The 12775-nt window shown below is 70.6% G+C and carries 12 protein-coding genes and 1 pseudogene; 3 read left to right on the forward strand and 10 right to left on the reverse strand.

Translation table 11 applies throughout. The features are described from left to right. Positions 1-35 precede the first annotated feature (35 nt). The 5 genes and pseudogenes from pgm to H3H54_RS04705 all read right to left on the reverse strand — a co-directional run bounded on the left by pgm (position 36) and on the right by H3H54_RS04705 (position 5141). A pseudogene (gene pgm / locus H3H54_RS04685) lies at positions 36-1672 on the reverse strand (phosphoglucomutase (alpha-D-glucose-1,6-bisphosphate-dependent)). Between the two features lie 105 nt (positions 1673-1777). After that, positions 1778-2257, reverse strand: coding sequence for a hypothetical protein (locus H3H54_RS04690; protein ID WP_262425714.1), 480 nt, complete (start codon positions 2255-2257; stop codon positions 1778-1780). An 11-nt stretch (positions 2258-2268) separates the two neighbouring features. After that, positions 2269-3651 carry an inorganic phosphate transporter gene (locus H3H54_RS04695; protein ID WP_262425715.1) on the reverse strand — a complete coding sequence of 461 codons (1383 nt, stop codon included), beginning with the start codon at positions 3649-3651 and terminating at the stop codon, positions 2269-2271. Continuing rightward, the gene (locus H3H54_RS04700; protein WP_262425716.1) at positions 3652-4287 is read right to left on the reverse strand and encodes a DUF47 family protein; all 636 of its coding nucleotides are present in this window, start codon (positions 4285-4287) and stop codon (positions 3652-3654) included. It lies immediately after the preceding gene. 230 nt (positions 4288-4517) lie between these two features. Further along, a complete protein-coding gene (locus H3H54_RS04705; protein WP_262425717.1) occupies positions 4518-5141 on the reverse strand; it encodes a hypothetical protein in 624 nt (207 codons plus the stop codon). Positions 5142-5190: 49 nt separating this feature from the next. Between H3H54_RS04705 and H3H54_RS04710 the strand changes: the two genes are divergently transcribed. After that, positions 5191-5844: a PH domain-containing protein gene (locus H3H54_RS04710; RefSeq protein ID WP_262425718.1), complete on the forward strand. Its 654-nt coding sequence runs from the start codon at positions 5191-5193 to the stop codon at positions 5842-5844. Between the two features lie 27 nt (positions 5845-5871). On the opposite strand, the gene H3H54_RS04715 is transcribed toward H3H54_RS04710, so the two are convergent. The 5 genes from H3H54_RS04715 to H3H54_RS04735 form a co-directional block, all read right to left on the reverse strand. Beyond that, positions 5872-6555: a hypothetical protein gene (locus H3H54_RS04715; protein WP_262425719.1), complete on the reverse strand. Its 684-nt coding sequence runs from the start codon at positions 6553-6555 to the stop codon at positions 5872-5874. A gap of 95 nt (positions 6556-6650) precedes the next feature. After that, a complete protein-coding gene (locus H3H54_RS04720; RefSeq protein WP_262425720.1) occupies positions 6651-7682 on the reverse strand; it encodes a hydroxyacid dehydrogenase in 1032 nt (343 codons plus the stop codon). Positions 7683-7790: 108 nt separating this feature from the next. Beyond that, the gene (locus H3H54_RS04725) at positions 7791-8519 is read right to left on the reverse strand and encodes a hypothetical protein (protein ID WP_262425721.1); all 729 of its coding nucleotides are present in this window, start codon (positions 8517-8519) and stop codon (positions 7791-7793) included. Positions 8520-8595: 76 nt separating this feature from the next. Then, a complete protein-coding gene (locus H3H54_RS04730; RefSeq protein WP_262425722.1) occupies positions 8596-9561 on the reverse strand; it encodes a dihydrodipicolinate synthase family protein in 966 nt (321 codons plus the stop codon). Further along, complete coding sequence (locus H3H54_RS04735) at positions 9554-10618, reverse strand: NAD(P)-dependent oxidoreductase (protein ID WP_262425723.1); 1065 nt, start codon at positions 10616-10618, stop codon at positions 9554-9556. The genes H3H54_RS04730 and H3H54_RS04735 overlap by 8 nt, the downstream gene beginning before the upstream one ends. A gap of 120 nt (positions 10619-10738) precedes the next feature. Between H3H54_RS04735 and H3H54_RS04740 the strand changes: the two genes are divergently transcribed. Further along, the gene (locus H3H54_RS04740) at positions 10739-11779 is read left to right on the forward strand and encodes a LacI family DNA-binding transcriptional regulator (protein WP_262425724.1); all 1041 of its coding nucleotides are present in this window, start codon (positions 10739-10741) and stop codon (positions 11777-11779) included. 34 nt (positions 11780-11813) lie between these two features. Beyond that, on the forward strand, positions 11814-12770 hold the full coding sequence (locus H3H54_RS04745; RefSeq protein WP_262425725.1) for a hypothetical protein: 957 nt from the start codon (positions 11814-11816) through the stop codon (positions 12768-12770). Positions 12771-12775: the final 5 nt, after the last annotated feature.

Consider the following 12775-nt stretch of genomic DNA (forward strand, 5'->3'; position numbering starts at 1 on the left):
GCCCTGTCGGGCCCCGGCGCTCCTTCCGAAAGCTGTCAGTCTGCGAGCACCTCGTCGACGAGCGCCTTCGCGGCATCCTGCACCTGCGACAGATGCTCCTCGCCCCGGAACGACTCGGCATAGATCTTGTAGATGTTCTCGGTCCCGGACGGGCGGGCCGCGAACCACGCCGACTCGGTGGACACCTTCAGGCCGCCGATGGCACCACCGGATGGAGCCTCCGTGATCGCCGAGGTGATCGGCTCGCCCGCCAGCTCGGTGGCGCTGACCTGTTCGGCGCTGAGCGCCTTGAGCTTCGCCTTCTGCTCGCGGTCCGCGGGGGCGTCCATGCGGGCGTAGGCGCTCGAGCCGAACTCCTCGACCAGCTCGTGGTGCAGCGTGCTGGGGGAGCGGCCGGTGACCGCGAGGATCTCCGAGGCCAGCAGCGACAGGATGATCCCGTCCTTGTCCGTGGTCCACACGGAGCCGTCGCGGCGCAGGAAGGAGGCACCGGCGCTCTCCTCGCCGCCGAAGCCGACCGAGGAATCGATCAGGCCCGACACGAACCACTTGAAACCCACAGGGACCTCGAACAGCTCGCGGCCCAGCGAAGCGACCACCCGATCGATCAGGCTCGAGGAGACGACCGTCTTGCCGACCTTTGCCGTGGCGGGCCAGTCAGGACGGTGCGCGAAGAGGTACCGGATCGCCGTGGCCAGGTAGTGGTTGGGGTTCATCAGGCCGCCGTCGGGTGTGACGATGCCGTGACGATCCGCATCCGCGTCATTGCCGGTGGCGATGTCGTACTCGTCCCGCTTCTCGAGCAGCGAGGCCATCGCCCACGGGCTCGAGCAGTCCATGCGGATCTTCCCGTCCCGATCCAGGGTCATGAACGACCAGCGCGGATCCACCTCGGGATTGACCACGGTGAGATCGAGATCGTGCATCTCACCGATCTCGGCCCAATAGTCCACTGCGGCGCCACCCAGCGGGTCCGCACCGATCCGCACCCCGGCCCGACGGATCGCTTCGATGTCGACCACGTTCGGCAGGTCCTTCACATAGGTGTGGAGGAAGTCGTAGCGGCCGGCATCCTGAAGCGCCTTCTGGCGGCCGTGGCGGTGCACCTCCCGCAGCCCGTCCCGCAGCAGCTGGTTCGCGCGGTCAGCGATCCAGCCGGTCGCGTCGGAGTCCGCGGGGCCGCCGTGCGGCGGGTTGTACTTGAAGCCGCCGTCGCGAGGGGGTTGTGGCTCGGAGTGACGACGATGCCGTCGGCCCGGCCCGGATCGTTCGCGGCCCGGCCCCGGTTGTGGGTCAGGATCGCGTGGGACACCGCCGGAGTGGGGGTGTATCCGTCCAGCGAGTCGACCTGGACGGCGACGTCATTGCCGACCAGCACCTCCAGGGCCGTGTCGAAGGCGGGTCGTGAGAGGGCATGGGTGTCACGGCCGATGAACAGCGGACCGCGGATGCCCTGCGCGGCGCGGTACTCGACGATCGCCTGCGTGGTCGCAGCGATGTGGTCCTCGTTGAATGCCGCATCGAGCGAGGAGCCGCGGTGCCCGGAGGTGCCGAAGGAGACGGTCTGGTCGGGGTTCGTGGCATCTGGGTGGATGTCGTAGTACGCGTCGAGGAGCGCGTCGACGTCGACGAGGTCCTCCTCCAGTGCCTGCTGGCCTGCACGGGGGTGCATGATCACCACTCCATCCTCGAGTTCGGGGTCATCACGCCACTCTAAGTCAGTGCGGCCACCCCAGCACCGAGGACGACTGCGGGCTGAGACGGCCGCCCGCCGGGCTCAGGAACGACGCGACCGCACCAGCTTCACGATGCCGACGATGGTGAGCACCAGACCGATCAGCCCGGCGAGCACGCCGATGACCAGACCGATCAGCAGCGGCCCGGCCATGCTGAATACGCTGTACGGGCCCAGATGGGCCGGCGCATCGGTCCCGGTGCAGGTGACCGTCACGGTGGTGTCCTGGACCGCAGCGACGCCCAGGACCTGGACGTACTCGGAGCCGTCGCCGAAGGTGGTGTCGGTCGAGCTGGGCACCGTGGTCACAGCGCCCGGATCCGCGCCCTCCGCGGTGCATTCCGCCGTGGCCTCGTCCGCCTTCGGGACGTACACGATCAGCATCTCGTTGGCGGGCACCTCGACCTGCGCCGTCGCCCCCTCCATCGGGACCGGCCCCGTCGACGCGTCGACGGCGAGCGAGCTGATCGACCAGATGATCCCGCCGATCGTGACGACCGGCGCGACCACGACGAGCAGCACCAGGCCGACGATCAGGGGCCACAGCCCGCGCCGCTTGCGGGGCGCGGGGCCGGATCCGCCCGGAGCGGGCAGCGGCCCCGTCTGCGGGACGTACGGATCGGCAGGAGGGAACCCGGAGGGCGATGCGGAGCCCGACGGCGGCGTGGCTCCGTACGGCGATGAGGGGCCGGGGAGCCATAGCTCGGTGACCCCTGGACCGGGCCGCCCCCGGCATCGGGAGCAGGCGAGGCAGGCCCCGGCAGTCCGTAGCTGGGACGCTTGCGCGGGGCGGGCGTCATGGACTGACCATCGGACATCGGGGCTCCTTCTCGGCTCGGACCGGCCCAGGATAGTGGTCGATCCTCCGAGGCCGCCGAATCGGTGAACGACACCGCGACCTCAGGACGCGGCCACCTCCATGAAGACCCCGACCAGCGCCGCACCCAGCACCGCCGTGGCCAGAGGAGTGGCCAGCCAGACCAGCAGGATGCGCCCGGCGACCCCCAGCGCACCGTGCGCAGGCCCCGGGCGACGCCTGCCCCCACCACGCTCGAGGCCAGGGAATGAGAGGTTGAGACCGGGGACTCGAGGCCGAAGAGGCTGAGGGACATGGTGGCGGCCGACGAGGTCTCCGCAGCCAGCCCCTGCGCCACCGACAGATCGGTCAGGTTCCGCCCGAGGGTGCGGATGATGCGATGCCCGCCCACGAGCGTCCCGGCACCGATGGCGAGCGCAACTGCGGACATGACCGCCGTCGTCGAGACCTGGGAGGCGCCGGTGGTCGCGACCGCGATGACAACGACCGCCAGGGGCAGCCGCGAATCGTTGATCCCGTGCCCGGTCGCGACAGCCCCCGCGGAGACGGTCTGGGCGAAGCGCAGATGCCCCCGCAGCAGCCGTTCGTTCCGTCCCAGCCCCAGGATGATCTGCATCAGCCCGAAGGCGAGCCCCGCGGACAGCACCGGGCCGATCACGGAGACCCCCAGCAGGATCCCGAGCTGCGCCCAGTCCGCCGCCGCCCCGATCGCGAGCGAGACGCCGAGCGTCGCCCCGAAGAAGGCATGCCAGGTGGACGAGGGCATCCCGATGTACCACGTCAGCAGGTCCCAGCCGATCGTGGCCAGCATCATCGCGATCAGAGCCAGGCCGAGCACGTCGGGCCTCCCCGCGGTCTCCTGCGTCAGCGGAGACATCCCCAGCAGACGGATCGCCCACGGCAGAGTGACGGCGATCATCGCCATCCCCAGCAGGGCGCCGAGCACGTTGAGGATCGCAGCCATTGTGAGGGCCGTCGACTCCCGCAGGGTGCGGGTGGTGATGGTCGTCGAGACCGCATTGGAGGCGTCGTGGAAGCCATTCATATACGCCATCGCGAGCGCGAGGACGATCACCGTCACCAGGAGGAACAGCGTCACTCAGGCGTCCTTGACCCGCAGCAGATCAGCGATCCGTGCGACCCGTTCCTGCAAGGTGATCGTGTGCCGGATCGACTCGGAGACGTCGTGCAGGGGCAGCAGCTCCTGAGTGGAGCCGCCGCGGGTGTAGAGCTCGCCGAGCGCCTTGCGGACCATCCGCTCACCCTGCCGCGTGAGCTTGCGGACCTGTTCGTAGTAATCGCCCAGCTCCCGGATCCCGGCCAGCTTCCAGCTCGCGGCCACCGTGAGCTCGGCGGCGCGCTCGATCCCCTTGGCGGCATCCAGCAGCGAGGTGGGCAGCTGCCCCAGGCGGGAGGCGACCAGCAGCTCCGCGGTGTGCTCCATGGCGTCCACCGTGTCGGCGATGGTCAGGGCGAAGTCGTACAGCAGCTCCGCCTCGTACGGCGTGATCAGGGACTGAGCGAGCCGCTGGGCGATCCGACGGCACAGCTCCTCGGCGACCGTGGACTGCTCATGCAGACGGGGCGCGATGCGGGTGCGTTCCCGGTAACCGTGGCCCAGCACCTTCGAATGGGTGTCGGAGGCCTGCACCAGCAGTTCGGCGAGCTCCGCGAAGAGGTCGTAGAGCGGGCGCTCGCTGCGCTGGGGGAAGAGCCGGGAGAGGAACTGCACCACTGCGGTTCGCCTCCTCGCGCCTCAGGCGCATGACGTCGCCGACGCCCGGACGGGGTTGCGGACCGGATTCACGATGTTGAGGCGCCGGACCGGGATGCGCCTGTCGGCGCGAAGGCCGCTCGAAGCGGCAAATGTTGGAGCCCGGGGCAACCGCGGCCCGGCGCACATCCATCGTAGGGCACGGGCCCGGGCCGAGGGCAAGTGCAGGCCCGCCCGCCATGGCATGGGCCTCAGTCCAGCTGGCCGGCCTCCGCGCGATGGCCCGCGGCGGTGAGCTCCTCGCCGGTGCGCAGGAGCCGCTCGGCCTGCCGAGTGCGCTCATCGCCCAGATCGTCGTCGGCCAGATGCGCGGTGCCGTACGCCACGATCATGGCGACCGCCCCCGCACGCCGCAGTGCGAGGGCCAGATCCCCGGTGAAGGCACCGCGCAGGATGTGGTCCATGGTCCGCTGCACCTGCTCGACCTCGGGCGGCTCGGCGAAACCGGAGACATAGCGCAGCCCGGGGGCGGTGCGGGATCCGGCGCGATAGCGACGCACCACCTCGTCTCCGCCCTGCTGCTGCACCCACGTGTGCAGCACGTACAGCCGCCACAGCGCGCCCGGGAGCGTGGAGGCAGGCGCACTGGACCACAGCGCGCTGAGATCCGTCAGCCCGTCGTCCGCGGCGAGAGCCACGACGCGGGCGACCACCTCGGGATCCGAGGAGTGGAAGACCCCGTCCAGCAGCGCCCGTGCGGAGTCGTGGGCCAGATCGGCGGAGGACGCGGGATCGGGCTCGCCGGGGATGGACGCTGCGACCGAGTCGAAGAGCGGGGCGGGCCGACGGAAGCGTGAGGAGCCGTTCGAGGACATGCTCCGCACACTACGCGCCGTCTCCGGGAGCCCGCACTACCCTGAGCGCATGACCATCCCCCGCCAGATCGGACCCGAGACCGGCCCGCGCACCGCCCTGCCCGACTACTCGCGCAGCAATGCGACAGTCGAGCGGATGGTCTCCGACCTGCGCGGCAGTCCCCGGGACCGGGGAGCGAACGGGGCCGTCCGTGCACTGTTCCCCACTGCCGTGACGAGGGACACCCTGATCCGGGCGGTGGTCTCGGCGATCCTGCTGGGCGGCACGGTCGTCACCGCAGCGACGCTCCTGCTGCTCGCCCTCGGCCTGGAGGACGGACGCTCCCCGGGGATCGGGTTGCTGATCGTGATGCTCTCCCTGGGCGGGATCGGGCTGATCCTGTTCGCGCTCGGCCTGAGATTCGGTGCGGTCGCCCTGGCGACCTCCCGATCCCGTGTGGAGATCTCCGAGCACGGGCTGCGAGTGGTGGGTGCCTTCCGCTCCCGCGAGGTGCCCTGGCGCGACATCCTCGCGGTCGAATCCCGGGTGGTCCATCCCGTGCACTGGCTCACCGCAGCGCTGCGGCTGCGTGACGGCTCCCGGGTCGTGATGCCCGCCTTCGACCGCCATATCTGGAACTACTCCCAGCCCTCGGGGCAGGACATCCGTGCCCTGCGCATCGAGCTGAAGAAGCAGGAGAAGTCCGCCCGCCGGCCGTTCTGAGCCCGGCGCCGCCGCCGCGGGGGAGCCTCAGACGGAGGCGGGGGCCTGGCTGATCCCGTCGGCCCACAGGGCACGGGTCGCTTCAGCGATCCCCTCGGCGGTCACGTCGGAGACCCCGAGGATGCCGTCGTCATCGAGCGGGAGGTGCCCGAGCTTCCAGCTGCCGTCCGGCTCCGCATGGAACATCAGCGGAACCGGGTCGTTCGGGGCGTCGAGGTCGGTGCGGCGCAGGGAGACGGTGCGCTCGTTGCCTTCCTCGAGGAACGCCAGCACGATGTCGGAGACGGAGGTGGGCACCTCATCGCTGCTGGGCAGCGCAGTGACCACGAAGGAGTCCAGCTCGTCCTGGGTGAGCATGATGATGGCTTCGTTTGCCTTGATGATGAAGGCCATGCGCATCGCTTCACCCTCGGCCAGGGCCATCCCGAGCCAGCGATCGGCGGCGGTCAGCGCGGTGGCGACGACCTGCCCCTCCTCGCCCAGCAGCCACTGGCCGTCGTCCGAGCGCTCGACCTTGCCGCGGGCGCGCAGACCGGAGGTGACCGCTGCGGTGACGAACTCCTGGGCTGCCTCGGGTGCGCGGCGCAGACCCACCTGCTCGCGCGTGATCCGCCCGTTCTCGGTGTCGCGCAGCCCGAGCATGAAGTCGATCTCGTACGCGGTGTAGATCGTGACCTGCTCATCGGTCGCGGTGGCGCTGGTCTCGCTCATGGGTCCCCCTGCGTGGCGTGGACCGGGGGCCGAGGGCACCCGGAAGAACTGTCACCGGAAGCATGTCAGATCCGTGGTGGGCGCTCCACCGGTTCTCAGGAGAGGCGGTCGTAGATCTCTGCGGTGACCTCGTGGCGCAGGGGAGCGCCGGTGAGGAACGCTTCGATCTCATCGACGACCCCGGCACCCTGGGCGAGGCGGGCCTCGACGGTGCCACCGGCCACATGCGGGGTGATCACCACGTTGTCCAGGCCGTAGAGAGGGGAGTCCGCTGCCAGCGGCTCGCTGTCGAACACATCCAGGCCCGCCCGCAGCCGGCCGGCCACCAGCTCGGCGGTCAGGGCCTCCATGTCGACCACGGCGGACCGGGCGGTGTTCAGCACGATCGCACCATCGCGCAGGAGCGCGATCATGTCGGCGTCGAGCATCCCGTCGGTCTGGTCGGTGACGGGGGCGTGGATCGCGAGCACGTCGCTGCGCTCGCACAGCTCCGCGAGCCCCACCAGTTGCACACCGAGCGCCTCGGCATCGGCCTGCGTCGCGAAGGGGTCGACGGCGAGGAGGTCACGCACACCCAGTCCGCGCGCCATCGAGATGTACTCGCGCCCGACCCGGGACAGGCCGACCACACCGATGGTCTGCTCGCGGATGCCGTGCGTGAGGGTCCCCGAGCCGCCGGCGGCCCAGTCTCGGGTCGCCTGCAGACGGCGGTCCATCGAGTGCACATCGCGCAGCAGCACGAGGGTGAGGGTCAGGGCGAGCTCCGCCACGGCCGTGGCCATCGGTGCTGAACCGCCCTGGGCGAGCCGGAGGCCCTGCTCGAGCACGTGCTTCGGGAACAGCCCGCGAACGGTGCCGGCGGTATGCGCGGCGTACTTCAGCCGGGTGCCGCTCAGCACGGAGGGGTCGAAGGGCGCGGTGCTCCAGGACGTGATGAGCACGTCGTACTCGTCCGCGAGGCCATCCGGCAGCGGTGCCCGGAGCTCACCGGTGTCGGGGGCGAGCACGACCTCGCCGAGGCCTCGCAGGCGGGCGAGGGACGACGGGGAGTAGAGGACCTCGAGCTCCCGCGGCGTGATCGCCACGAAGATGCGGGCGGCACCGGGGGCATCGATGGAGTCGGTCATGGGGTCTCCTTCTTCGGGGCGGGCAGATCCTGCAGACCGAGGCGCTGCAGGCCGGTGAGCAGATGGGTGGCCACCGCGGCGTTGCCGAGCTGATCGAAGTGTCCCGGATCAGTGGAGATCGAGGGTGGCTTGGCCCCGGCTGCCCGCTCGGCGAGGTCGGAGGGGGGGCGCGATCCCGGTGGCCTCAGGCAGAGCGGGTGAGGTGAGGAAGTCCTGCACCTCGAGGAAGGCGGTGCCGAAGTGCTCTGCGCAGCCGGTGTTCACCGCGAGCACCTGCTCGCGCAGCGCGGGCTCCGCGCCGTTGTTCACGAACTGCCCGACGACGGCCACCCGCGCGCCGGCCCGCTCGAGGAAACGAGCAGAGGAGACGATGCGCTCGATGACCCCTTCCGCGTCCTGCCCGCGGTTCAGGTCGTTCTTGCCCATCCACAGCACGGCGTCATGGCCGTGCAGGCTGCTCGCAGCGAGGGGGACGAAGGGGTCACCGTCCACCGCGACCGGCGCCCCGGGCCGCAGACGGGTGAGGAAGACGCCCTCCTCGGTCCCGTGGACCACGGCGGGGATACCGGCCACGTGCCCGGCGAAGGGCTTGAGGGAGTGGGGGACGAGATCGAGTTCGGTGGGCAGCAGCCGGACCATCCCGGCGGACGGCAGGCGCCCGCCCTCGACAGCGACCAGCAGCGGGATCGACCCGATCCGGGCGGCGGTGTGGTGCGAGGTCTCCCCACCCCTGCCCTCGTTGATGAAGCCGAGGCCGGAGGGCGCCAGCGCGGCCTCCATCGCAGGGCCGATCAGCGCCATCGAGGAGGAGCCCCAGCCGACGAGGGCCGGGATCACGACAGCCAGCCCTCGCGCCCGGCGGCGACGAACTCCTCGTCCAGCAGCGCGGGGAAGCGCGAGCGCATCTGACGGATCAGCTCCGCCTGCCCGGGGAGAGGACATCCGGGCCCAGGCACCGGGTGGCGCTCAGCAGGCCCTGCTGACGCAGCAGCTCGCTGATCCCGGGCACGCAGCCGGCGAAGTCGTGGAGGACATCGAACACGGCCGCGTTGATCTCGACCAGGTCGCTGCCCAGAGCGAGCAGATCGGGAGTGACCTCGCCGGCGGCCACCTCGGCATTCGCCCGGGAGACGAGCTCGACGGCGGCGCGAGTGCCCACCGCCCACTGCCCCAGGAGCCCGCCGCGCGCCCGCACGACCCGTGGACGCCCGGCGACCACCCGTTGGTACGGGGTGACCAGATCGGCCACGATCGCATCGTCGTTCCCGGTGAGCACAGCCACCTCGTCCCAGCGGTCGTGGACCAGGAGCTCCTGCATGACGTCATTGGTGCGGTAGCGGTCAAAGGGAGCGGTCTTCACCGCGACCACCGACTCGAGATCGAACAGGGCACGCCAGAACGCTCGGGACAGCGGCATGCCGCCCACACTGTCCTGCAGGTAGAAGCCGATGGTGGGGAGCACCTCGCCGACAGCGGCGGCGCGTTCGAGCAGCGTCCGGTCACTGCGCTCGACCATGCCCCAGGGGCTCATGAGGGCGGCGTCGTAGCCAAGCTCGCGGGCCGTCTCCGCTTCGCGCACGGCCTGCGCGGTGTCGCCGACGAGCCCTGCGATCAGCAGCGGGGAGTCGACCGCCCCGGCGACGCCCTCGGCGCTGATCGAGGCGGCCTGCTCCCAGACGGTGCGCAGCAGCGAGGGGTCGTCGTGCAGCTCGAACTGGGTGGAGTGCACGCCCACGGCGAGGCCCTGGGCCCCGGCGGCCAACTGGTAGCGGGACAGGGCCCGCTGCGCGTGCAGGTCCAGCCCGCCGGCGGCGTCGAGAGCGAGAGGATGAGCCGGGATCGCCACCCCGGCGTCGAGGCGAGCGTGCAGGTCAGTCATCAGAACTTGCCTTCCCGCTGCTGGAACTTGGTGGCCTTGCCGAGCTGACGGCCACCGCCGGAGACCCACTGTCCCACCCAGCGCACCAGGCGGCGCAGCGGCACCGAGGGGTAGCCGTAGAGCTCATGGACGTCGGCGGCGTCGTTGAGGAGGGCATCGGGGGACTCCTGGCCGACGATGATCGGCTCGACGCCCATCTCCTCGCCCAGCCACTGGGCGAGTCGGCGCACGGAGACCGTCTCCGGCCCGGTGGCATTGAGGATCCGCGGGGAGTGCCGGCCAGCTCGATCGAGCGCAGCGCCCAGGCGTTGATGTCACCCTGCCAGGCGACGTTGACGGCGGGCATGGTCACGTCCACCTCCTCGCCGGCGGCGATCTTGGTGGCGATGTCGGCGATCACGCCGTAGCGCAGCTCGCAGGCGTAGTTCAGCCGATAGATCGACACCGGGGTGCCCCAGGTGTGGGAGGCGTAGCTGAACAGGCGCTCACGGGCCAGGCACGACTGGGCGTACTCACCCACCGGAGCGGGCTCCTCGGCCTCGGTGGACCCGCCCCTACCGAGCGGGGTCAGCGGGTACACGTTCCCGGTGGAATAGACCAGGGAGGGCACACCGCGATACCGGTCGGCGACCAGCGCGGGCATCGCCGCATTGGACCACCAGGTCTGATGCTCCTGCCCGCTGGTGCCGAACTTCATCGCGGCGAGGTAGAACATGCCTGCGGCGTCCGGGAGGTCCGCGTAGGACTCGGAGCGAGAGAGGTCCGCGGGATGGACGACGATGCCGGCATCTTCGAGGAGCGTGCGTGAGGCGGGGTCCGAGAAGCGGGAGACCGCGATGACCCGGGTGTCCGATCCGACCTCGTCGAGGGCGCGCCGTGCCATCAGTGACATGGTGGGGCCGATCTTGCCGCCGGCCCCGAGGAGGACGATGTCGCCCTCGAGGGCGGCCAACGCCTCGCCCACTCCGGGCAGCGGGCGGGACAGGAGCTCGTCGAGCTCGGCCTCGTCGGCGGGCGCATGGGCGGGCATCGTGCTGGCTGTGATCACGGTCGACACTGAGCGTCCTCACGTCGTGGAGTGTGGCGGAGCGAGAGAAAAGCATTTCCCCGCTGCGGTGAGCCTAGGCCGCAGTCGCCAGGGCGTCAAGAGAACGCTTGCCGCAGGTATTCTCCGGGGATGGCAGTGACCTTGAAAGATGTGGCGCAACGTGCCGGGGTCTCCGTCCCCACGGCCTCTCGAGTGCTCTCCGGGAGCACCTACCCCGTGGTCGAGGAGCTCCGCGAGCGGGTGAAGTCCGCCGCGCTCGAGCTCGACTACGTGCCCAATGCCCAGGCCCAGGGCCTGCTGCGCGGCAACACCGGCACGATCGGTGTGCTGGTGGGCGATGTGGGGGACCCCTACTTCTCCGAGATCGTCAACGGCATCCACGAACGTGCCACTGCGGAGAACCTGCTGGTCACGATCTGCCACACCGAGCGTGACCCGCAGCGCGAGCTGGGCTACTTCCGGATGCTGCAGTCCCACCGCGCGCATTCGGTGATCATCGCCGGCTCCGGGCTCGCCGACGAGGAGTACCGCGCAGGCATCGCCACCCGGGTGAAGTCCTTCCGGGGCGCTGGCGGCCACGTGGTGGGCATCGGCACCCCCGTGGTCGAGATGGACCGGGTGCTCGTCGACAACCGCGAAGGCGGCAGGCTCCTCGGCCAGCACCTCGCCGAGCTCGGCCATCGCGACATCGCCCTCATCTCCGGCCCGGAGGCCCTCATCTCCAGCCAGGAGCGTTACGAGGGGCTGAAAGAGGTGCTGGAGGCGGTCGGTGCTCGGCTGATCGTGCACCACGGCCCGCCGAACCGCGATGAAGGCTACCGGGCCGCAGCGGAGCTGCTGCGCGATCATCCCGCGCTCACAGCACTGCTGGGCACAGCCGATCAGATGGCGATGGGAGCTCTCGCGTACCTGCGGGACCATGGCCGCAGCGTGCCGGAGGACATCTCGGTCGCGGGATTCAACGACATCGCGGTAGCCCGCGACCTCGCCCCCTCGCTGACCACCGTGCGGCTGCCGCTGCGGGAGATGGGCGCGGTCGCCCTGGAGCTCGCACTGAGCAAGGACCGCGCGGACGAGCTCACTGCGTCGGAGGGAGTCCCCACCATCGAACGTCGTCTCGGAGTCGAGCTGGTCGTGCGCCAATCCACCGGGCCCGTGCGCACGGGCTGAGAACACGGGGCCCGGGAGCTTCGGAGGAAGATCGATGGACGTCGTACTGCCAGAAGGACGCCCGAGCGATATTCGGGCGCTGCGAGCGGAGGTCTCCTTCGTCGAGGTGGAGCTCGAGCCCCCTTTCGTGATCAGCGGGAGGCCGCTGACCCACCTCACATCCCCGAAGGTTCGCCTGACCGTCGAGACCGGTGGCGGTGCGCGAGCGTGCGGGGTCGGTGCGGGGATGCTGTCGGTCCCCTGGGCGTGGCCGCACTCTCCGGTGGAGCTGTCGGTGCGCGACAGGGTGCTGCGGTCGCTCGTGCGGACCTTCGTGGGTCAGCTCCTCAGCCTCGGGCAGTGCGCGGATCCCTTCGCGCTATGGCGGCCCCTGTACGAGCGGCTCGATGAGACCCTGGCCGCAGCTGCCAGGGTCGCAGGGCTCGATGAGATTCCGAGACTGGCCGGGCTGCTGGCCCTCGGGGTGGTCGACAACGCCCTCCACGATGCCTGGGGGCAGGCGGCTGCCCGCAGCTCCTACTCGATGTGCACCGCGGAGTTCATGGATGATCTGGGGTGGCTCTCGCCGCAGATGGGCGGCGTCCGCCCGGGGGACCGCCTCGGGCCGGCGCGCACCGAGATCCCGATCCAGCATGCGCTCGGGGTGGGGGACCCGCAGCTCACCTCCGACTCGGCGGCACTGGCCGGGAGCGACCCCGGGGTGTACCCGAGCCCCGTCGGAGGCAGCGTCGAGGTCCGAGCTGACGGGAGTCTGACCCTCCCGGGCACCGGCCTGCTGGCAGGATCCGGCAGGTCCCTGCGCGGCTGTCTGGACTGGGCCGCTGAACACCTGCCCTTCGAGCGCTCCGAGCTGCTCGCGATGGCGACCCGCCATCCCGCGAAGCTGATGGGCCTGGAGGAGCGGGTCGACGGAGGGCAGGACCAGGTGGAGCTGGACGGGGACAGGGTGGTCGCAGTCACCGTCGCCGGCGTGCTCGTCCACCGCGCGTGATCTCT

Source organism: Brachybacterium sp. Z12, assembly GCF_014400405.1.
In the GTDB taxonomy this organism is placed as follows: Bacteria; Actinomycetota; Actinomycetes; order Actinomycetales; family Dermabacteraceae; genus Brachybacterium.

Coding starts and splice junctions, on each gene's coding strand:
- H3H54_RS04705 (WP_262425717.1), bottom strand. CDS start 5,141: ATGTCCTCGAACGGCTCCTCACGCTTCCGTCGGCCCGCCCCGCTCTTC.
- H3H54_RS04710 (WP_262425718.1), top strand. CDS start 5,191: ATGACCATCCCCCGCCAGATCGGACCCGAGACCGGCCCGCGCACCGCC.
- H3H54_RS04715 (WP_262425719.1), bottom strand. CDS start 6,555: ATGAGCGAGACCAGCGCCACCGCGACCGATGAGCAGGTCACGATCTAC.
- H3H54_RS04720 (WP_262425720.1), bottom strand. CDS start 7,682: ATGACCGACTCCATCGATGCCCCCGGTGCCGCCCGCATCTTCGTGGCG.
- H3H54_RS04730 (WP_262425722.1), bottom strand. CDS start 9,561: ATGACTGACCTGCACGCTCGCCTCGACGCCGGGGTGGCGATCCCGGCT.
- H3H54_RS04740 (WP_262425724.1), top strand. CDS start 10,739: ATGGCAGTGACCTTGAAAGATGTGGCGCAACGTGCCGGGGTCTCCGTC.
- H3H54_RS04745 (WP_262425725.1), top strand. CDS start 11,814: ATGGACGTCGTACTGCCAGAAGGACGCCCGAGCGATATTCGGGCGCTG.